Here is a 19776-nt window from a genome sequence, read left to right as displayed (position 1 = left end):
TTTACTATTGATTCGATAGCTGCCTGCGCTTTCCCAGCAAGCGTTACAGGCCTATTTTCTCTACAACACAGAAACTGGCGGCGTAGTCGGACTCGTCGGTCACGCTGAGGTGCACGCTGAGCCCGCGCGCCTCAAACCATGGCTTGAGCGCGCCGTGCAGCACGATGGTGGGTTGGCCGCTGGCGAGGTTGGCGACTTCGCAGCTGCGCCAGGTCATGGGCATGCGCATGCCCAGTCCGATGGCCTTGCTGAACGCCTCCTTGGCCGAAAAGCGCGTGGCCAGGTAGCGCACGCCGCGCTCGGGCCAGCGCGCGCTGCGGCTGCGCCAGGTGACCAGCTCGGCCTCGCTCAGCACCCTGGCGGCAAAGCGATCGCCGTGGCGATCGAGGCTGGCGCGGATGCGGCGCACATCGCAGATGTCGGTGCCAATGCCGTAGATCATGAATTTGAATGAAATCGGGCTCTAACGCTTATGGGTCAAGCGCGAGCAGCTATGAATTCAGGATTTTTCTGCTGCAAAGCCGGCGGCTATGCAGGCCTGGTAGGCATGCACCGTGGCGCCGTAGCCCAGCTCGAGCGCGTCGGCGATCAGCGCATGGCCGATCGAGACCTCCTGCACGCCAGGCACGCCGCGCACGAAGGCCGCCAGGTTGTCGCGGTTCAGATCGTGGCCCGCATTCACGCCCAGGCCCGCGTCGAGCGCGGCCTGCGCGGCGGCGCGGTAGCGCTCCAGTTCCACCGCCTGGCGATCCGTGCCCCAGGCGGCGGCATAGGGCTCGGTGTAGAGCTCGACGCGGTCGGCGCCCACGGCCTTGGCCTGCGCCATCTGTTCGGGCACCGGGTCCATGAACAGGCTCACGCGAACACCGAGCTGCCGGCACTCGGCAATCAGCGGCGCCAGGCGCTCGGCGTCCTGCGGAAAGCTCCAGCCGTGGTCGCTGGTGAACTGGTCCTCGCTGTCGGGCACGAAGGTGGCCTGCTGCGGGCGCACCTGGCGGATGAACTCCATCAGGTTGTGCGAGGGGTTGCCCTCGATGTTGTATTCGCGCCCCGGCCAGGCCTCAAGCAGCGCGGCCAGCTCGAACACGTCGTGCGCGCGGATATGGCGCTCGTCGGGGCGCGGGTGCACGGTGATGCCCTGGGCGCCGGCCTGCAGGCACAGCTGGGCAGCGCGCACCACGCTCGGGATGCCCAGGTGGCGCGTGTTGCGCACCAGCGCAACCTTGTTGACATTGACCGACAGGGCGGTGCGGTGTTCAGGGGTAGGAGTGGTCATAGGTTTTGCAGATCGAGCATCAGCTGGCGCGTGCGCAGCAAGGGGCTGCCACAATGGTATTGCAGCAGCGCGCGCAGCTGCGGCTTGAGCTCGAAGGCCACGGGCGCGCAGGCGCGCAGCAGCGCGGCAAAGCGCACGCCGCCGTCGAGCGCATGCTGCAGTGCCTGCCACTGCACGCCACTGAGGCTGGCGCGCTCGCCGGGCGCGGCGGCGCGCAGGCCGCCTTCGGCCACCAGGGTGTAGCGCGCCTGGCCCTGCAGCGCGCCCAGGGTCAGGGTTTGCGCATCGAGCACGGGGAGCAGGCCGATTTCGCGCAGCAGCAGCAGCTCGAAGGTGCGCAGCACGGGTTCGAGCGCATCGCCATGCTCGCTGGCGAGCACGCGCACCACGCCGGCGTAGGCGTCGAACAGCGCGGGGTGCGGGTCGTCGCGCGCCAGCAGGCGCAGCAGCAGTTCATTGAGGTACAGGCCCGAGAGCAGCGCATCGCCCGTGGGCATGGTGTGGCCGCCGACCCATTCGGCGCCCTTCAAGGTATGGATGTCGTTGCTGCCTGCGGCGGCGGCGCTGCTGTGCGTCCAGGTCAGGCTCAGGGGCTGCAGCGGCAGCAGCACCGGGCGGAAGTTGGAGGTGGGCTTCTTGGCGCCCTTGGCGACCAGCGCCACGCGCCCGTGCTGGCGCGTGAACACCTCCAGGATCAGGCTGGACTCGCTCCAGTCGTAGCGGTGCAGCACAAAGGCAGGTTCGTGGGTGAAGCGGCGCGCGGTGGCCACGGCATTCCTTCAGGCGCTGGCACGGCGGCGCTGCGTGCGCAAGACACGGCCCCGGGAGGCCGGGGCCGGGAGGGTCGCGCGGCCAGCACTGCGGTCGCTCACGTCACTCGTAGCCGAACGAGCGCACGCGCGCCTCGTCATCGGCCCAGCCCGAGCGCACCTTGACCCACAGCTCCAGGAACACCTTGCAGTCCATGAGCTTCTCGAGCTCCTGGCGCGTCTCCATGCCGATGCGCTTGAGGCGCTCGCCCTTGTCGCCGATAACCATGGCCTTGTGGCTGTCGCGCTCGACGACGATGGTGGCGGCGATGCGCACCAGGCGCTTGTGGTTCTTGCTCTTTTCTTCGCCGAACTGGTCGATGATCACCGTCGAGGTGTAGGGCAGCTCGTCGCCGGTGAAGCGGAACAGTTTTTCGCGCACCGTTTCGGAAGCCAAGAATTTCTCGCTGCGGTCGGTCAGCTCGTCCGCGTCGTACCACCAGGGCGCTTCGGGCAGGTACTTCTCGCAGATGCCGTACAGGCGCTGGATGTCGTTCTTGTTCTTGGCCGACATCGGCACGAACTCGGCGAACGGGTGGCGCTCCTGCATGCCCTTGAGCCAGGGCGCGATCTCGGCGCGGCGGTGGATGTTGTCAAACTTGTTGGCGATCAGGAGCGTGGGGATGCCGGGCTTGAACAGCGACAGCACCTTGGCGTCGGCCAGCGTGAAGCTGCCGGCCTCGACCACGAACAGGATCAGGTCCACGTCGCTGATGACGCCCATCACGGTCTTGTTGAGCGACTTGTTCAGTGCCGTGGCGTGGCGCGTCTGGAAGCCCGGCGTGTCGACGAACACGAACTGCGTCTGCCCCAGCGTGCGGATGCCGGTGATGCGGTGGCGCGTGGTCTGCGCCTTGCGCGAGGTGATGCTGATCTTCTGGCCCACCAGCGCGTTGAGCAGCGTGGACTTGCCGACGTTGGGCTTGCCGACGATGGCGATCACGCCGCAGCGCTGCGGACCGCCCGCCCCCTCCCCGGCCGCAGCCTCGACCGCTTCGGGCATTTCAGCGGTCTGCGACGCCTCGGGGTTTTCAAGGTGTTTTTGGGCTTCAGCGCTGACGGGGTCTGCGTTGGTAGCTACTTTTTTGGTAGCATCGTTCATGGTTTCTTTGCTTTCAGGGTGGCCAGCATGGCGGCGGCGGCGGCCTGCTCGCCGGCCCGGCGCGAGCCACCAATGCCGCGCTCGGTGAGCGCCAGTTCGGGGATGTGGCATTCCACATCGAAGGTTTGCCGGTGGGCCGCACCCACGGTGGCCACCACGCGGTATTCGGGCAGCTTCATTTTGCGGCCCTGCAGCCACTCCTGCAACGCGGTCTTGGCGTCCTTGGCAGCGGCTTGCATTTGCGGGTTGATCTCGACGGCGGCAAACAGCCGGTGCACCAAGGCTTCGGCCGGGCCGTAGCCGGCGTCCAGGTACACGGCGCCGATCAGGGCCTCGACGGCATCGGCCAGGATGGATGGGCGCTTGTGCCCGCCCGAGCGCGATTCGCCCTCGCCCAGGCGCAGCACATCGGCCACCTGCAGTCCCAGCGCCAGCTGGTGCAGCGTCTCCTGCTTGACCATGTTGGCGCGCACGCGCGAGAGGTCGCCCTCGGGCTGCGCGCTCAGGCGCGCATAGAGCAGGCTGGCCACGGCCAGGTTGAGCACCGAGTCGCCGAGGAATTCCAGGCGCTCGTTGTGGTCGGCACTGAAGCTGCGGTGCGTCACGGCACGCTGCAGCAGCGCGAGATCGGAGAATTCGTGCTGCAGGCGCGCCTGCAGCGAAACAAGACCGGGCTGCACTTAGTCGGTCTGCGCTTGGAAGCGGTAGACGAGGTAGGCCGGACCCGCGAGCGGGATCTCGCGCGCGTAGTTGAACGACACCACCACCTTCTCGCCGCGCTTGGTGACGTCGAGGTCGGAGCCCTTGACCGAGTGGATGTCGTCGATCGCGGCGGCACGGTCGAACGCGGCGCGCACGGCCGGCACCGTGGTTTCATGCTTGGCCTTCTCGATGGCCTTGCGGGCCGCCTGGTACTCCAGGAAGATCGGCAGCGACTGCCCGCCAATGGCAAAGACCGACACGGCCAACACCCCGGCGACGATCAGGCCGATGAACGACATGCCGCGCTGGCGCGACCGGATGGCTGTGCGATGAATCCCCATGCCCCACTCCCTCTTGCTTGTGTACCGCGGCAGCGGCGGCTCAGTTGAACGACCCAATGCGCTTGAGATTGCCAAAATTCATCCAGACAAAAAAGGCCTTGCCGACGATGTTCTTGTCGGGCACGAAGCCCCAGTAGCGTGAATCGAGCGAATTGTCGCGGTTATCGCCCATCATGAAGTAGTGGCCCTCGGGCACCTTGCAGACCACGCCCTCGACGCTGTAGCGGCAGTTTTCGCGGTAGGCGAAGCTGCTGGCCCCCTGCACGAAGGCCGGCACCTCGGGGTTGTTGAGCAGGCGGTGGCTGTGCGTGCCCAGTTGCTCCTGGTACTGCTTGAAGTAGCGCATGGCGTCTTCATCGAAGAAGTCGGGCGCGGCCGCGGTGGGCACGGCCTGGCCGTTGATCGTCAGGCGCTTGTTCAGGTAGGCGACCTCGTCGCCGGGCACGCCGACCACGCGCTTGATGTAGTCCAGGCTGGGCTGCGGCGGGTAGCGGAACACCATGACATCGCCGCGCGCGGGCGCGTTGCCCTCGGTGATCTTGGTGTTGATCACCGGCAGGCGCACGCCATAGGTGAACTTGTTCACCAGGATCAGGTCGCCCACCAGCAGCGTCGGGATCATCGAGCCCGAGGGAATCTTGAACGGCTCGAACAGGAACGAGCGCAGCAGGAACACGGCCGCGATGACCGGAAACAGCCCCGCCGTCCAGTCCAGCCACCAGGGCTGCATGAGGACACGGCCCTTGGCCTCTTGCACGTCCACGTCGACCTTGGCGATGCCCATGCGGTCGAGCTCGGCACGGCGCTGCACGGCGGCGTCCTCGATCGCCTGGGCGGCGCGGCGGCGCTGCGGCAGGAAATAAAACCGCTCGGCCAGCCAGTAGCAGCCGGTGACCACGGTGGCCAGGAACAGCAGCAGCGCGAAGTTGCCTTCGATCGCACCGAAATACCATGCCCCGACGTAGGCCACGAACGCCGCGAGCACCAGCGAGGTGAGCACCTGCACGGCCCGCATCAGTCTTCCACCTGCAAAATAGCCAGGAAGGCTTCCTGGGGCACCTCGACCGAACCGATTTGTTTCATGCGTTTCTTGCCTGCTTTTTGTTTTTCGAGGAGCTTGCGCTTGCGGCTGACGTCGCCGCCGTAGCATTTTGCCAGCACGTTCTTGCGCAGCGCCTTGATGGTTTCGCGGGCGATGATGTTGGCGCCGATCGCCGCCTGGATGGCCACGTCGTACATCTGGCGGCTGATGATTTCGCGCATCTTGGCGACCACGGCGCGGCCGCGGTACTGCGATTGGCTGCGGTGCACGATGATGGACAGCGCATCGACCTTCTCGCCGTTGAGCAGGATGTCGACCTTCACCACATCGGAGGCACGGTACTCCTTGAACTCGTAGTCCATCGACGCATAGCCGCGTGACACCGACTTGAGCTTGTCGAAGAAGTCGAGCACGATCTCGCCCAGCGGCATCTCATAGGTCAGCATGACCTGGCGGCCGTGGTAGGCCATGTTCATCTGCACGCCGCGCTTCTGGTTGGCCAGCGTCATCACCGGGCCGACATAGTCTTGCGGCATGTACAGGTGCACGGTGACGATGGGCTCGCGAATTTCTTCCAGGCGCCCCTGGTCGGGCATCTTGGAGGGGTTCTCGACCATGAGCACTTCGCCGTCGGCCTTGACCACCTGGTAGACCACGCTGGGCGCGGTGGTGATCAGATCCTGGTCGAACTCGCGCTCCAGCCGCTCCTGCACGATCTCCATGTGCAGCAGCCCCAGAAAACCGCAGCGGAAGCCAAAGCCCAGCGCCTGCGAGACTTCGGGTTCGTACTGCAGCGAGGCATCGTTGAGCTTGAGCTTTTCAAGCGCATCGCGCAGCTGGTCGTATTCGCTGGCCTCGGTCGGGTAGAGGCCGGCAAACACCTGGGGCTGGATTTCCTTGAAACCGGGCAAGGCCTCGGCGGCCGGGCCGGCGTTGTTGGGCAGCTTCTTTTCGAGCGTGATGGTGTCACCCACCTTGGCGGCCTGTAATTCCTTGATGCCGGCGATGATGTAGCCCACCTGGCCGGCATCGAGCGACGTGCGCGGCTCGTTGGCCGGTGTGAACACCCCCAGGTTGTCGGCGTTGTACACCGCACCGGACGCCATCATCTTGAAGCGCTCACCCTTGAGCAACCGGCCGTCGACCACGCGCACCAGCATCACGACGCCCACATAGGGGTCAAACCAGCTGTCGATGATCATCGCGCGCAGCGGGCCCGCGAGATTGCCCTTGGGCGCCGGCACCTTGGCGACGATGGCTTCGAGGATTTCGTCAATGCCCATGCCGCTCTTGGCCGAACACGGAATGGCGTCGGTGGCGTCGATGCCGATCACGTCCTCGATCTCGGCCCGGGCATTGTCGGGGTCGGCATTGGGCAGGTCCATCTTGTTGAGCACGGGCAGCACTTCCACGCCCAGCTCCAGCGCGGTGTAGCAGTTCGCCACGGTCTGCGCCTCCACGCCCTGCGAGGCATCGACCACCAGCAGCGCGCCTTCACACGCCGACAGCGAACGGCTCACTTCGTACGAGAAGTCGACGTGGCCGGGGGTGTCGATCAGGTTGAGGTTGTAGACCTGCCCGTCCTGGGCCTTGTACTGCAGCGCCGCCGTCTGCGCCTTGATGGTGATTCCGCGCTCCTTCTCGATGTCCATCGAGTCCAGCACCTGGGCCTGCATATCGCGTTCGGCCAGGCCGCCGCAGCGCTGGATCAGGCGATCGGCCAGCGTCGACTTGCCGTGGTCAATGTGCGCAATGATGGAAAAATTTCGGATGTGATTCATCAACGGAAAACGTCAAGTGATTGGATGGCAAAGCTGCGCGCAAGAAAAAAGGGCGCGTCGACTGGTGACGCGCCCTGAACCAACATCTTTGGCAACTGCGATGGTTGGAGCTTCATTGTAGGCAAAAAGACCGCCGGTTCATGCCGGCACCGCACCGCCTGGGGGATTTGCTGCAGCCGGACGCAAGCCCGTATCGCGGTTTCACAAACCTTTATATGCCCATAATTGCGCATTAAAAGCAGTCATTCTACCAATTTCGATCATTGACACGGCAAGCGACAGCACGGGCCTCTTCATGGAAGATCTGGGCCTTTCTTATATGAAGCCTGAGTCCCCTGCCGCTAGGGCCTGGGCCGGCACCTGTCACCGAGTCGGTCGCATCAGCGCGTACTGCGCCCATTCACCGCGCCGGAACAGCACATTCACGGGCTTGTTCTTGTCGGCCTTCGCCAGCGCGGCCTCCAGTTCCTTGAGGCTGGAGACCTCGGTGTTGGCAATCCCCAGGATCACATCGCCCTCGCGCAGACCGGCGCGCGCGGCCGCGTCGGTGGCGGCCTCCACACGCACCCCACCCTTGAGCTTGAGGTCCTTCTTCTGCGCGTCGCTCAGTTCGGAGACCGACAGACCCCATTGCTGCGCCAGCGCCGAGGCCTTGGGCTTGGGCTTGGCTTCGCGCTCTGCGGCCTTGCGCACCGGCGCTTCGGGTTCGATTTCGGCGATGATGATGGCAAGATCGCGCGCCTTGCCACGCCGGAAGACGGTGACGGTGCTCTTGGTCCCCGGCTTGGTGTTGCCCACCATGCGCGGCAGGTCGCTGACCTTGTCAATCGGCTTGCCCTCGAAGCGCGTGATGACATCCCCGGCCTCGACGCCGGCCTTTTCCGCGGGCGAGCCCGACTCAACCCCGGTCACCAGCGCTCCCTGTTGCTTGCCCAGCCCCAGCGACTCGGCCACATCCTTGCCCACAGGGCCAATTTGCACGCCGATGCGCCCGCGCGTGACGCGCCCACTCACGCGCAGTTGCTCACTCACGCGCATGGCTTCGTCAATCGGAATCGCAAACGAGATGCCCATGAAGCCGCCCGAGCGCGAATAGATCTGGCTGTTGATGCCGACCACTTCGCCGCGCATGTTGATCAGTGGACCGCCCGAATTGCCGGGATTGATTGCCACGTCGGTCTGGATGAAAGGCAGGTAGTCGCCCGTATCGCGCTGCTTGGCACTCACAATGCCCGCTGTCACGGTGTTTTCGAGCCCAAACGGCGAGCCGATGGCCATGACCCATTCACCGACCTTCAGGCGCGACAGTTCGCCGATCTTCACGGCAGGCAGGCCGGTGGCCTCGATCTTGACCACGGCCACGTCGGTGCGCTTGTCGGCACCGACGATCTTGGCCTTGAATTCGCGCTTGTCCGTCAAAGTGACCAAAACCTCTTCCGCACCCTCCACGACATGGGCGTTGGTCATGACATAGCCATCGGCGCTCAGGATAAAGCCCGAGCCCACGCCGCGCGGCTGCGGCTCCTCTTCCGGCTGCGAGCGATCGGGGCGCTGCTGCCGCGGCATGTTGGGAATGGGCACGCCGAAACGCCGGAAGAACTCCAGCATGTCCTCGTCCATGCCATTGGCACTGCCGCGCGCCGCCGCCTTCTCCACCGTGCGGATGTTCACCACCGACGGCCCTACCTGCTCCACCAGATCGGTGAAGTCCGGCAAGCCACGCACTGAAGCGGGCTGGGCATAGGCCGAGCCCACAGGCACGGCGGCCATGCCAGCCACCACAGCGAACACGCCGGCCAATGCAAACGAGTGCACCGTCTTCCAATCGATCTTCTTCATCAACGACCTTTCAAAAATCCAGGGAACCATGCGCGCCTCGGGCGCCTGGCATTGTGAAACCCAGCTTCGCAATTGGTTCCGCATCGCGGCGGACCCGGTTCTCAGCGCTTGCGCTCCAGCCGGGACGCAAACAGCTGCAGGGTTTCGAGCGGCACCTCGCCCACGGCCGTGACCCAGAGGTCCGCGCCCAGGCGCTGCGCCAGCGTGTGCGTGGCCCCCATGCTCCACTGCCCGCCGACGTGGCGATGGGGGTCGTAGACGTCGAGGAACAGCGACACCGTCGCCAGCCCGTCCGAGTAAATGCACTGCAAGGCGCTCCCGCCCTCGCCCTCTTGCCCGGCGCGTGCCCCGTGGTGGTAGCAGTTCAGCGGCACGAACCCATCGACAGGCTGGCGCAGCACCCAGCCATGCTCGGCCGCAGACGTCTTGCGCCGAGGCACGCTGACCACTTGGTAGCCGGTCGTGTCGTCCATCATGCGGCGCAGCGGCTGCAGGCGCACGCGCGCATTCAGGTCAATCTCTGAAAAGGCCACCTGCTCCAGCACCTGGCCACCGGGCTCGAGGGTCTGGATTTTGAGCACCAGACCGGATTCGCGCTCACTCCAGATGCGGTAGCCGAAACGCAAGGCGTCCCTCGGCTTCAGCCACAGCACATCGGCAGCCATGCCCGCCACACGCTCGCCCGCAAGGCGCTGCGCGCTGTAGAAGCTGGCCACATCGGCGCCCCCGGCTCCAGGCAATTGCGGAAAGGCGCCGGCGTGCTCCCGCTGCTCCGAACGCGCGGCGCGCGCCTGGGGCCAGAAGGTGCGCACTTCGTCGTTGTGGCGGTAGGTGATGCGGGGCGTCCCCGTCAGGGCCTCGACGCGCTCCATCTGCTGCGTGCCCATGCAGGCATGCACGATGCGCGAACTGGCCATGGCACCCGAAGCGGAAGACACCACAAAGGTGCCGATATAGCTGCGCGTGCGCGACGCGGTGTGCCAGCGCTCAATCCATTGCGCGATGTCTTCCTGAGCGGAACCGGGCAGTGCTGCTGCAGCCGCGGTTGCAGGCGCAGACGCAGGTGCGGCCCCCAGTGGGAGCACAGCACCGCCGGCTGCGATCCCAACGGCGGCCCAGCGCCAGAACTCCCATGAACTGTGTCTCGCCTGCCTGCGCGCGCCGCGCAGCGGATCGGGGTGCGCTCTCACGTCTTCACGTGGGCCAGCGGTCAACGGGCCGGCGCCTCGAAGGTGGCATTGCGCAAGAATCCTGCCGGCATTTGCAACGCGGAGGTGCCACCAAACTGCTTGTGCGCAGCCAAGAGTTCATCCAGGCGCGGGTCACGGAGCATGACCTGGGGTGCCTGGTTCTCTGCCACAGCCACAGCGGCCTGCTCGGGCGCCGGTGGCGCAGCAGCGAGTCGCGCGCCCGACGGGCCGCCGTTCTGCAAGGTGTCCCAGGAGTTCCAGCCGACCGCCAGCACCACCGCCATGGAAGCCAAGCCCGCCGCCATCTTCCAGCGAAACACCGAGGCGTTCGCGGCCTCTGGCATGGCAGCGGAGGGCTCGGCAATCTGCTGCAAACCCGCATGCACCAACAAGGGGCGCAGGGGCTGGGGCTCGCGCGCCAACTGCTGCTGCAGCCGGTTGAGAAAATCAGCGTTGCCAGCATGGCGGGCCAGTTCGGGCGAGCGCAGCACATCCCCTACCACATGGTAGAGCTCCCATGTCGCCAGCCCATCGGCCGAATGCGCGAACTGCAGGGCATGCGCCATCTCCTCGCCCTGAAGCTGCCCGTCTGCCAAGGCAGAGAGCTGTTCTCGTTGGTCCAAAATTTCATTCATGGTGTCACCTGTCAACCCATTTGGCACTTACCACCGCTTGCCCGTCTGGTTCTCCAGAAGCGGCCGCACACGCACCGAAATCGCCTCGCGCGCTCGAAAGATGCGCGAGCGAACCGTGCCGATCGGGCAGGCCATCGCGGTGGCGATTTCTTCATAGCTGAGACCCTCAATCTCGCGCAGGGTCACCGCCTGGCGCAAGTCTTCGGGCAAAGCGTCCATGGCCGCATTCACCGCTGCCGCAATTTCTTGCGCGGCCAGCACGGTTTCTGGGGTTTCGTCGGTGGTTAGTTCGTGGCCGAGGCGCGAAGTTTCATCTTCATCGTCGCCACCGCGCAAGGCGCCTTCGTAGACCACCGGGTTGCGCTTGAGGTCCATCAGCGCTTTCTTGGCGGTGTTGACGGCGATGCGGTACAGCCAGGTATAGAACTGGGCCTCGCCACGGAACTGGTGCAGGGCCCGGTAGGCGCGGATAAAAGTTTCCTGCGCAATGTCCTGTATCAAATCGGTGTCGCGGACCATGCGGCCAATGAGCCGCTCTATGCGCCGCTGGTACTTGATGACCAGCAACTCGTACGCCCGCTGGTCGCCCGCAACCGTGCGCTCGACGAGCTGAAGGTCGCTGTGGTCGGCAGCGGGAGGATCGGCGGGAGGCAAAACGGTCATGGATAAGAGAGTGTCATGCCTGGGGGCCGCTGCGCGGGCCGTGGCTGGAAATATCTCCAGCGCCCTGCCTGGCGCGCGAATATACCGCACGGCGCAGCTCTCCCCAATGCTCGGGCGCGCTGCGCTGCTCCAACCACAACCAGTGCGCGCGGACGGGATGTGGCAGCACCGGTTGCAACCGCACCCACAGGCAACGCTGCAGATCGAGATGGACTTGTATCGTCGCTGGGGATGCAATGGCCCCTGCAGGGGCTTCCAGGCTCCAGTGGCTGCCGTTCCATGCCAGCGTGGCCGGTCGCCAGCTGCACCAGAAATGCAGGGCCAGGGCACAGCACCCCAGCCACAGCACGCCGGCCGCTCCCACCATGGCATTGCGCGTCCCGGCACCCCAGAGCGCCCAGGCGAGCAGCGCCAGAAAGCCTGCAGTTGCATATGCCACCAGCGCCCAGCCGAGCCAGACACCGCGCGCCACGGGGTAGCGCACGGCGGGTGCATGGTGGCGGAGAAAAGAAGACATTACGCCGTCAGTCGGCCCACGTCGCGATTCGCATGCAGCGAGCGGCACAAGACCTGAGGCAGCGCCACCCGCAGCGGGTGCGCCCCCGCGCGTCAAACGCGCTTGAAGACCAGCGTGCCGTTGGTGCCGCCAAAACCGAAGTTGTTCTTGACGGCCACATCCACCTTCATGTCCCGCGCGGTATTGGCGCAAAAGTCCAGGTCGCACTCTGGATCCTGGTTGTCCAGATTGATGGTGGGTGGCACCTTCTGGTGGTACAGCGCCAGCACCGTGAAGATGCTCTCGATACCGCCGGCGCCGCCCAGCAGGTGGCCGGTCATGGATTTGGTGGAGCTGACGACGGTGCGCTTGGCGTGGTCGCCCAGTGCGGCCTTGATGGCATTGGTTTCGTTGATGTCGCCCAGCGGAGTGGAGGTGCCATGCGCGTTGAGGTAGTCCACCTGGTCGGCGTTGATGCCGGCGTTGCGCAGCGCGTTCAGCATGGCACGGCGCGGGCCATCCATGTTGGGAGCCGTCATGTGCCCGGCATCGGCACTCATGCCGAAGCCGCTCAGTTCCGCGTAAATCTTGGCACCGCGAGCTTTGGCGTGCTCATACTCTTCGAGCACCATCACGCCCGCACCTTCACCCAGCACAAAACCGTCGCGGTCCTTGTCCCAGGGCCGCGATGCCGCCTTCGGGTCGTCGTTGCGCGTCGAAAGGGCGCGCATGGCCGCAAAGCCGCCGATGCCCAGCGGCGAGACGGTCGACTCCGTCCCACCGGCCACGACCACGTCGGCATCGCCGTATTCGATCATGCGACCGGCTTCGCCGATGCAATGCAGCCCTGTGGTGCAGGCCGTGACAACCGCCAGATTCGGCCCCTTGAAGCCAAAGCGCATCGACACATGCCCAGCCACCATGTTGATGATGGAAGCGGGCACGAAAAAGGGCGTGATGCGGCGCGGTCCCCGGTTCGCATACTCGGCGTGGGTGTTCTCGATCAGCGGCAAACCGCCAATGCCCGAGCCGATCACGCAGGCAATGCGCGTGGCCAGCTCTTCATCCAGCGCCTCGCCCGTGGGCAGGCCGGCATCCGCTACAGCCTGCGCTGCTGCGGCAACGCCGAAATGAATGAAGGAATCCATGGTGCGCGCCTCTTTGGCGCTCATGTAGGACTCCAGATCAAAACCCTTGACCTCGCCGGCAATCTTGCAGGAGAAATCCGACGCATCGAACTTCGTGATGAGGTCAATGCCGGACTGGCCAGCGAGGATGTTGGCCCAGGCCTCGGCCACCGTGTTACCCACGGGGCTGACGCAACCCAGGCCGGTCACGACGACGCGACGACGGCTCATGCAAAAAAACCTTGTGCTAAACGCGAGGACGGGCGCGGGGCGCCGCTCAAGCCTTGGGGTGGGTGGTGGCGTAATCGATGGCGTTTTGCACCGTCGTGATCTTCTCGGCGTCTTCGTCCGGGATCTCGATGCCGAACTCGTCTTCCAAGGCCATCACCAGTTCGACCGTGTCGAGCGAGTCGGCACCCAGGTCGGCCACGAAGGCTTTTTCATTGGTGACTTGAGACTCTTCCACGCCGAGTTGTTCGGCGATGATTTTTTTGACACGTGCTTCGATATCGCTCATGGTTTCCCTCTGGGGGTTGTGAATAGATCCGCGATTCTAGCCGGTTCAGGGAGTGCCCCTTGAACGGCCCGCCGTACGGATGGCGCGGCGTGGGTTCTGCCAATTACATGTACATGCCGCCATTGACATGCAATTCCTGCCCTGTCACATAGCCCGCTTCGGGGGATGCGAGGTAGGCAACGGCATGCGCAATGTCGGCGGGCTGGCCCAGATGGCCCAGCGGAATCTGGTCCTGCAGGGCCTTTTGCTGCGCTTCGGGCAACTTGGCGGTCATGTCGGTGTCGATGAAGCCGGGCGCCACGCAGTTGACGGTGATGCCCCGGCTGCCCAGCTCGCGCGCCAGGGCGCGGGCCATGCCGGCGACGCCGGCCTTCGCGGCCGCGTAGTTGGCCTGCCCGGGGTTGCCCGAGGCACCTACCACGCTGGTGATGCTGATGATGCGGCCAAAGCGCTGCTTCATCATGGGCTTGATGGCGGCGCGGCTGACGCGGAACACGGCCTTGAGGTTGGTGTCGAGCACCGCATCCCAGTCGCCGTCCTTCATGCGCATGGCCAGGGTGTCGCGCGTGATGCCGGCGTTGTTCACCAGCACCTGCAGGCCGCCCTGCTCCTTGACGATGCCGTCGATCAGCGCATCCACGGCCGGACCGTCGTTGACATCGAGGGCTGCGCCGCGGCAGCCGGGGTGGCCGGCCAGCGCTGCAGTGATGCGCTCCGCGCCTTCGGGTGTGGTGGCGGTGCCAATGACCTGGTAGCCGCGCACGGCCAGTTCCAGGGCGATGGCCGCGCCAATGCCGCGCGATGCGCCGGTGACCAGCGCCACGGGCGCCTTTGCAGTGGATTCGCTCATGCCAGCAGTTCCTTGACTTCGGTGAGGGTGGCGGGGTCGTACAGCGCCGCGCCCACCAGTTCGGCGTCGATGCGACGCACCAGGCCCGCCAGCACCCTGCCGGGGCCGCATTCGACCAGATGGGTGATGCCGCGGCCCTTCAGTGCCTGCACACACTCGACCCAGCGCACGGGCCCGAAAGCCTGGCGGACCAGCGCATCGCGGATGGCGTCGGCGTCCTGCTGCACGGCCACGTCGATGTTGTTGAGCACCGGGATCTGCGGCGCGGCCAGCGCCGTGGCGGCCAGCGCCACGCGCAGCTTTTCAGCGGCGGGTTTCATCAGGCTGGAATGGAACGGCGCGGAGACCGGCAGCGGCAGCGCGCGCTTAGCGCCGGCGGCCTTGAGCACTTCGCAGGCCTTCTCGACGGCGGCCTTGCTGCCGGCGATCACGGTTTGCGAGGGGTCGTTGAAATTGACCGCCTCGACGACTTCAATGCCGCTTTGGCCCATGGCGCTCGTCACCTCTGCGCAACCAGCCATCACTTTTGCAGCATCGAGGCCCAGGATGGCGGCCATGGCCCCCGTGCCCACGGGCACGGCTTCCTGCATGGCGGCGGCGCGCAGGCGCACCAGCGGGGCGGCCTGCGCCAGCGTCAGCACGCCCGACGCCACCAGCGCCGAATACTCGCCCAGCGAGTGCCCGGCCACAGCGGCGGGCAAGGCGCCGCCCTCGGCGCGCCAGACGCGCCAGGCGGCCACACCGGCCACCAGCATTACGGGCTGGGTGTTGGTGGTCAGCGCGAGCTGCTCCTTGGGGCCTTCGTGGATCAGGCGGCCCACGTCTTCGCCCAGGGCGTCGGACGCTTCCTGCAGCGTCTGCACGACGGCCGGATGATCGCCCCAGCCATCGAGCATGCCCACGGCCTGCGATCCCTGGCCCGGGAAGACAAATGCAAAAGACTTCATGGTCGTTCTGGAAATAATGACAAAAACAGGCCCTAGCGCTTGCCAGGCAAGCGCTAGAAGCTACAACTTCAGGAGCACGGCACCCCAGGTAAAACCGCCGCCCACCCCTTCGAGCAGCAGCGTCTCACCCTTGCACACCTGGCCCGAGCGCACGCCGTGGTCCAGCGCCAGCGGAATCGACGCGGCCGAGGTGTTGCCGTGCTGGTCTACCGTGACCACGACCTTGTCCATGGACAGCTTGAGCTTGCGCGCCGTGCTTTGCATGATGCGGATATTGGCCTGGTGCGGCACCAACCAGTCGATGTCGGCCTCGGCCAGGCCGGCCTTGTCGAGCGCGGCGCGGGCCGCGCTCTCGAGCAGACCCACGGCCAGCTTGAACACCGCCTGGCCGTCCATCTTGAGCAGCGGATCGCCCGTGATCTTGCCGCCCGAGACATGGCCGGGCACGCACAGGATGCCCACGTGCTTGCCGTCGGCATGGATGTCGCTGGCAAGGATGCCGGGCTCGTCCGAGGCTTCCAGCACCACGGCACCGGCGCCGTCGCCAAACAGCACGCAGGTGGTGCGGTCGTCAAAGTCCAGCAGGCGGCTGAAGATTTCGGAGCCCACCACCAGGGCCCTGCTGGCCGTGCCGGCGCGGATCATGGCGTCGGCCACCGTCAGCGCATAGACAAAGCCGCTGCACACGGCCTGCACGTCGAACGCCGGGCAGCCATTGGCGCCCAGTTTGTGCTGCAGGATAGCGGCGGTGGACGGAAACACCATGTCAGGCGTGGACGTGGCGACGATGATCAGGTCGATGTCCTGCGCCTCCAGCCCGGCCGCCTTCAGCGCGTGGCGCGAAGCGTCCAGGGCCATGTCGCTGCACGCCACATCGGGCGCGGCGAAATGGCGCGCACGGATGCCCGTGCGCTCGACTATCCATTCATCGGAGGTTTCGACGCCCCGCGCAGCCATCTCGGCCACGAGGTCGGCATTGGTCACCCGGCGTGCCGGCAGGTGGCTGCCGGTGCCGGTAATACGTGAGTAGCGTTTCATCAATGTGGCGCCGGCGCCGCGCCGCTGTCTGCAAACGCATGTTCGGGCAGCAAGAAAGGCGCTGCACTGGCAATGCGGTGGCGGACACGGTCCAGCAGGTTGTTGCGGGCTGCATCATACGCGCGGTTCAAAGCGGTCCCAAAAGCCACTTCGTCGGCAGACCCATGGCTTTTGAAGACCAGGCCGCGCAATCCCAGCAAGGCTGCACCGTTGTAACGGCGGTGGTCTACCTTGTCTTTGAACGCAGATAGCACCGGATAGGCAACGATCGCGGCCATTTTGGTGAACACATTGCGTGAGAACTCCTGCTTGAGGAATCCGCCCACCATGCTCGCCAAGCCCTCGCTGGCCTTGAGCGCCACATTGCCAACAAAGCCGTCACAGACCACGATGTCGGTCGTTCCCTTGAAAATGTCGTTGCCTTCGACATTGCCATAAAAATTCAACAGGCCGGAGTTGCCAGCCGTACGCAGCAAATCGCCCGCTTTTTTGATTATTTCGCTGCCTTTGATCGCTTCTTCACCGATATTGAGCAAACCGACGGTCGGCTGCTCCTTGCCTTTGAGGACCGAATCCAGCGCCGACCCCATGACGGCGAACTGCAGCAGGTGCTGCGCGCTGCAGTCGACATTGGCCCCCAGGTCGAGCACCGTGGTGGCGCCGCCCTGGGCGTTGGGCAGCTGGCTCGCGATGGCCGGCCGGTCGATGCCGTCGAGCGTCTTGAGCACGTAGCGCGCAATCGCCATCAAGGCGCCGGTGTTGCCCGCAGACACGGCGGCGCTGGCAGCGCCGCTCTTGACCTGCTCAATGGCCACGCGCATGGACGAATTCTTCTTGCGGCGCAGGGCCACCTCGACAGGGTCGTCCATCGCCACGACTTCGCTGGCGGGCACCAGCGTGGCGCGCTCGTGCACAAAGCCTTGCAGCGCCTCGGGCAGTCCCACCAGCAGCAGCCGCGCATCGGCATGGCGCTCCAGAAAATGGCGGCACGCCGCCAGCGTGACGCGGGGGCCGTGGTCGCCCCCCATGCAATCCACAGCCAGGGTAATCATCGAAGGTGTGTCTGGCCGCTCGCGCGGCCCAAGTTGAAAGTGCAGCGCACAAAACAAAGGCCCGTGCTACATATACAGTAGCAACGGGCCCCGGCGATCGAAGCTCGTGAAACGAATCAGGCTTCGGCCTTGTTCTTCAGCACCTGGCGGCCACGGTAGAAACCGTTGGGGCTGATGTGGTGGCGCAGGTGGGTTTCGCCCGTGGTGGGTTCCACCGCGATGCCGGGCACATTCAGTGCATTGTGCGAGCGGTGCATGCCGCGCTTGGAGGGAGATTTTTTGTTTTGCTGAACGGCCATGGTCGGCTCCTGGTCTGAAAAAGGGGTGGGTAAAAACGCGATCAGCCCATTCAAAAGACACAAGGGGATTCGCGCGAAGCCTTCAATTATATCCGAAGCTGATTTAGCGTCCGGGCTTGTCGACGCGCAGTGACGCCAGGGCCGCGAACGGATTGGGTTTTTCGGCGCTTGCGGCCTCGAAATCGTCCTCGCTGGAGGCCATGGGCACGGCGGTGGGGCACACGTCGTGGCGCGGCACCACCGGCAAGGCCATCAGCAGCTCGTCCTCGATGAGCTCGTGCAGATCGAATTCGCGGCTGAGCGCCAGCAGGTCTTCCTCGACGTCGTCGTCCAGCGCTTCGGCGGTGGCCTCGTCGGCGACGAAGCGAAACGAGCGATCGACCTCCAGGGGCACGTCCACCGGCGTCAGGCAGCGTTGGCACACCATCGGGAACGACGCCTGCACCTTCAAGTGCAGCCACAACTCGCTGCTGTCGCCGGCCAGCGCCCGCAGTTCGCCGCGCGCCTGCCAGTCCACGCGCAAATCGGGGTGAAGGCCCTGCGCCTCTTGCGCCAGGCGCTCGTATTGGAGCAGGGAATCGTGTCCAGCCAGCTGTGCGCCCGCCTGCGCAAAGGCCTTGACATCCAGCCGGGCGGGTGAGTAGTCCTTGGTCATGCGCGCAGTGTAAGAGAATCAAGGCATGCACGATTTCGTCTCCCCACAGCGCCCCCTGGTTTTGGGCTCGACCTCCCCCTACCGGCGCGAACTGCTGCAGCGCCTGCGCCTTCCGTTCAGCGTTTTGGCTCCCGATGTCGATGAAACCCCGCAACCAGGCGAGGCACCCCGCGCGCTGGCACTGCGCCTGGCGCTGGCCAAGGCGCGTGCCGTGGCGGCGTTGCATCCCGGCGCTGTCGTGATCGGTTCCGACCAGGTGGCCGACCTGGCGGGCCATGCGCTGGGCAAGCCGCACACGCACGAGCGCGCGCTCGCCCAGCTGCGCCTCATGAGTGGCCACAGCGTGGTCTTCCAAACCGCCGTGGCCGTGGTGTGCCTGGCCACAGGCTTTGAACAGGTCGACCTCGCGGCGGTTACCGTGCGCTTTCGCGCCCTGTCGGACGCTGAAATGGAACGCTACCTGCGCGCCGAGCAGCCCTACGACTGCGCCGGCAGCGCCAAGAGCGAAGGCCTGGGCATCAGTCTGCTCGACGCCATCGACAGCGACGACCCCACCGCGCTGGTCGGCCTGCCGCTGATCCGCACCTGCCGCATGCTGCGCGCCGCCGGGCTGGTGCTGCCATGAGCGTGACCGCTCCTACCGCCGCACACGGCACGCTGTACCTGGTGCCCGCGCCGCTCGATTTCGGCTGCGACACGCAGATGCCGCTGCAGCACAGCCTGCCCGACGCCACACTGGCGACCGCGGCGCGGCTGACCCACTGGGTCTGCGAGAACGCCAAGAGCGCGCGCGCCTACCTCAAGCGCGTGGACGCCGTGCACCCGCTGGCCCTGCCGCTGCAGGAGCAAACCATCACCGAGCTGCCACGCGAAGTGCACAAGAAAGGCGACCACGGCGGCAAAGGCGCGGCCGTGTTCGATGCCCGCCCGCTGCTGGCCGCAGCCCTGGCCGGGCACGACATGGGGCTGGTCAGCGAGGCCGGCATGCCGGCCGTGGCCGACCCCGGCAGCTCGGTGGTGCGCGCGGCGCACGACCTGGGCATGGCCGTCATGCCGCTGGTCGGGCCGGTGTCGCTGCTGCTGGCGCTGGCCGCGAGCGGCCTGGGCGGGCAGAACTTTGCCTTTGTCGGCTATTTGCCGCAGGACAGCGACGAACGCGCCCAGCGCATCCGCGCCCTCGAATCGCTGGCCCTCAAGAGCGGCCAGACGCAGCTGTTCATTGAAACGCCCTACCGCAACGCCGCCCTGCTGCAGGCGCTGCTGCACACGCTGCAGCCCGCGACGCGCCTGTCGGTCAGCAGCGGCCTGACGCTGGCCAGCGGCCACACGCGCAGCCAAAGCGTGCAGCAGTGGCGCCAGCAACCCGGCGGCCCCGACAAGCACACGCCGGCGGTGTTTGCCATCGGGCGCTGATG

23 protein-coding genes are annotated in these 19776 nt (G+C 65.8%); 2 read left to right on the top strand and 21 right to left on the bottom strand.

Going from position 1 to position 19776, the window contains the following annotated elements; genetic code table 11:
* Positions 1 to 43 precede the first annotated feature (43 nt).
* From acpS to B2J86_RS05970, 21 genes are all read right to left on the bottom strand, one after another.
* A complete protein-coding gene (gene acpS, locus B2J86_RS06070) occupies positions 44 to 442 on the bottom strand; it encodes a holo-ACP synthase (protein WP_169169036.1) in 399 nt (132 codons plus the stop codon).
* Positions 443 to 499: 57 nt separating this feature from the next.
* A complete protein-coding gene (locus tag B2J86_RS06065) occupies positions 500 to 1276 on the bottom strand; it encodes a pyridoxine 5'-phosphate synthase (protein ID WP_173024964.1) in 777 nt (258 codons plus the stop codon).
* On the bottom strand, positions 1273 to 2046 hold the full coding sequence (gene recO / locus B2J86_RS06060) for a DNA repair protein RecO (protein ID WP_169169034.1): 774 nt from the start codon (positions 2044 to 2046) through the stop codon (positions 1273 to 1275). The genes B2J86_RS06065 and recO overlap by 4 nt, the downstream gene beginning before the upstream one ends.
* A 103-nt stretch (positions 2047 to 2149) precedes the next feature.
* On the bottom strand, positions 2150 to 3187 hold the full coding sequence (era, locus tag B2J86_RS06055; protein WP_169169033.1) for a GTPase Era: 1038 nt from the start codon (positions 3185 to 3187) through the stop codon (positions 2150 to 2152).
* On the bottom strand, positions 3184 to 3867 hold the full coding sequence (gene rnc / locus B2J86_RS06050) for a ribonuclease III (RefSeq protein ID WP_169633299.1): 684 nt from the start codon (positions 3865 to 3867) through the stop codon (positions 3184 to 3186). The genes era and rnc overlap by 4 nt, the downstream gene beginning before the upstream one ends.
* A complete protein-coding gene (locus B2J86_RS06045) occupies positions 3868 to 4230 on the bottom strand; it encodes a DUF4845 domain-containing protein (RefSeq protein WP_169169031.1) in 363 nt (120 codons plus the stop codon).
* 40 nt (positions 4231 to 4270) lie between these two features.
* Positions 4271 to 5245 carry a signal peptidase I gene (lepB, locus tag B2J86_RS06040; protein ID WP_169169030.1) on the bottom strand — a complete coding sequence of 325 codons (975 nt, stop codon included), beginning with the start codon at positions 5243 to 5245 and terminating at the stop codon, positions 4271 to 4273.
* On the bottom strand, positions 5245 to 7053 hold the full coding sequence (lepA, locus tag B2J86_RS06035; protein WP_169169029.1) for a translation elongation factor 4: 1809 nt from the start codon (positions 7051 to 7053) through the stop codon (positions 5245 to 5247). Before lepA ends, lepB begins: the two co-directional genes overlap by 1 nt.
* A gap of 363 nt (positions 7054 to 7416) precedes the next feature.
* Positions 7417 to 8892, bottom strand: a complete 1476-nt coding sequence (locus tag B2J86_RS06030; protein ID WP_169169028.1) for a DegQ family serine endoprotease — start codon at positions 8890 to 8892, stop codon at positions 7417 to 7419.
* Between the two features lie 101 nt (positions 8893 to 8993).
* Complete coding sequence (locus B2J86_RS06025) at positions 8994 to 9977, bottom strand: MucB/RseB C-terminal domain-containing protein (RefSeq protein WP_371736200.1); 984 nt, start codon at positions 9975 to 9977, stop codon at positions 8994 to 8996.
* Positions 9978 to 10102: 125 nt separating this feature from the next.
* Positions 10103 to 10717: a sigma-E factor negative regulatory protein gene (locus B2J86_RS06020; RefSeq protein ID WP_173024963.1), complete on the bottom strand. Its 615-nt coding sequence runs from the start codon at positions 10715 to 10717 to the stop codon at positions 10103 to 10105.
* 27 nt (positions 10718 to 10744) lie between these two features.
* Positions 10745 to 11380: an RNA polymerase sigma factor RpoE gene (gene rpoE / locus B2J86_RS06015; RefSeq protein WP_169169026.1), complete on the bottom strand. Its 636-nt coding sequence runs from the start codon at positions 11378 to 11380 to the stop codon at positions 10745 to 10747.
* Positions 11381 to 11393: 13 nt separating this feature from the next.
* Positions 11394 to 11897, bottom strand: a complete 504-nt coding sequence (locus B2J86_RS06010) for a hypothetical protein (RefSeq protein ID WP_169169025.1) — start codon at positions 11895 to 11897, stop codon at positions 11394 to 11396.
* A gap of 92 nt (positions 11898 to 11989) precedes the next feature.
* On the bottom strand, positions 11990 to 13234 hold the full coding sequence (gene fabF, locus B2J86_RS06005) for a beta-ketoacyl-ACP synthase II (RefSeq protein ID WP_169169024.1): 1245 nt from the start codon (positions 13232 to 13234) through the stop codon (positions 11990 to 11992).
* A gap of 46 nt (positions 13235 to 13280) precedes the next feature.
* The gene (acpP, locus tag B2J86_RS06000) at positions 13281 to 13520 is read right to left on the bottom strand and encodes an acyl carrier protein (RefSeq protein WP_027995239.1); all 240 of its coding nucleotides are present in this window, start codon (positions 13518 to 13520) and stop codon (positions 13281 to 13283) included.
* 103 nt (positions 13521 to 13623) lie between these two features.
* Positions 13624 to 14370 carry a 3-oxoacyl-ACP reductase FabG gene (gene fabG / locus B2J86_RS05995; RefSeq protein ID WP_169633296.1) on the bottom strand — a complete coding sequence of 249 codons (747 nt, stop codon included), beginning with the start codon at positions 14368 to 14370 and terminating at the stop codon, positions 13624 to 13626.
* On the bottom strand, positions 14367 to 15317 hold the full coding sequence (gene fabD, locus B2J86_RS05990; RefSeq protein ID WP_169633294.1) for an ACP S-malonyltransferase: 951 nt from the start codon (positions 15315 to 15317) through the stop codon (positions 14367 to 14369). Before fabD ends, fabG begins: the two co-directional genes overlap by 4 nt.
* 60 nt (positions 15318 to 15377) lie before the next feature.
* A complete protein-coding gene (locus tag B2J86_RS05985) occupies positions 15378 to 16355 on the bottom strand; it encodes a beta-ketoacyl-ACP synthase III (RefSeq protein ID WP_173024962.1) in 978 nt (325 codons plus the stop codon).
* On the bottom strand, positions 16355 to 17407 hold the full coding sequence (gene plsX / locus B2J86_RS05980; protein ID WP_169169020.1) for a phosphate acyltransferase PlsX: 1053 nt from the start codon (positions 17405 to 17407) through the stop codon (positions 16355 to 16357). Before plsX ends, B2J86_RS05985 begins: the two co-directional genes overlap by 1 nt.
* Before the next feature lie 116 nt (positions 17408 to 17523).
* Positions 17524 to 17706 (bottom strand): 50S ribosomal protein L32, encoded by a 183-nt coding sequence (gene rpmF, locus B2J86_RS05975; protein ID WP_169169019.1) that lies wholly within the window; start codon positions 17704 to 17706, stop codon positions 17524 to 17526.
* Between the two features lie 103 nt (positions 17707 to 17809).
* Complete coding sequence (locus B2J86_RS05970) at positions 17810 to 18361, bottom strand: DUF177 domain-containing protein (RefSeq protein ID WP_173024961.1); 552 nt, start codon at positions 18359 to 18361, stop codon at positions 17810 to 17812.
* 25 nt (positions 18362 to 18386) lie between these two features.
* On the opposite strand from B2J86_RS05970, the gene B2J86_RS05965 reads away from it, so the two are divergent.
* Together B2J86_RS05965 and B2J86_RS05960 are read left to right on the top strand one after the other, a co-directional pair.
* On the top strand, positions 18387 to 18986 hold the full coding sequence (locus B2J86_RS05965; RefSeq protein WP_173024960.1) for a Maf family nucleotide pyrophosphatase: 600 nt from the start codon (positions 18387 to 18389) through the stop codon (positions 18984 to 18986).
* Positions 18983 to 19774, top strand: a complete 792-nt coding sequence (locus tag B2J86_RS05960; protein ID WP_173024959.1) for an SAM-dependent methyltransferase — start codon at positions 18983 to 18985, stop codon at positions 19772 to 19774. Before B2J86_RS05965 ends, B2J86_RS05960 begins: the two co-directional genes overlap by 4 nt.
* Positions 19775 to 19776: the final 2 nt, after the last annotated feature.

The sequence above is a fragment of the Acidovorax sp. SRB_14 genome (genome assembly GCF_012932145.1).
Taxonomy (GTDB): Bacteria; Pseudomonadota; Gammaproteobacteria; order Burkholderiales; family Burkholderiaceae_C; genus Simplicispira.
The sequence above is the reverse complement of the archived record's forward strand: the minus strand, read 5'-3'. Positions and strand labels throughout refer to the sequence as shown.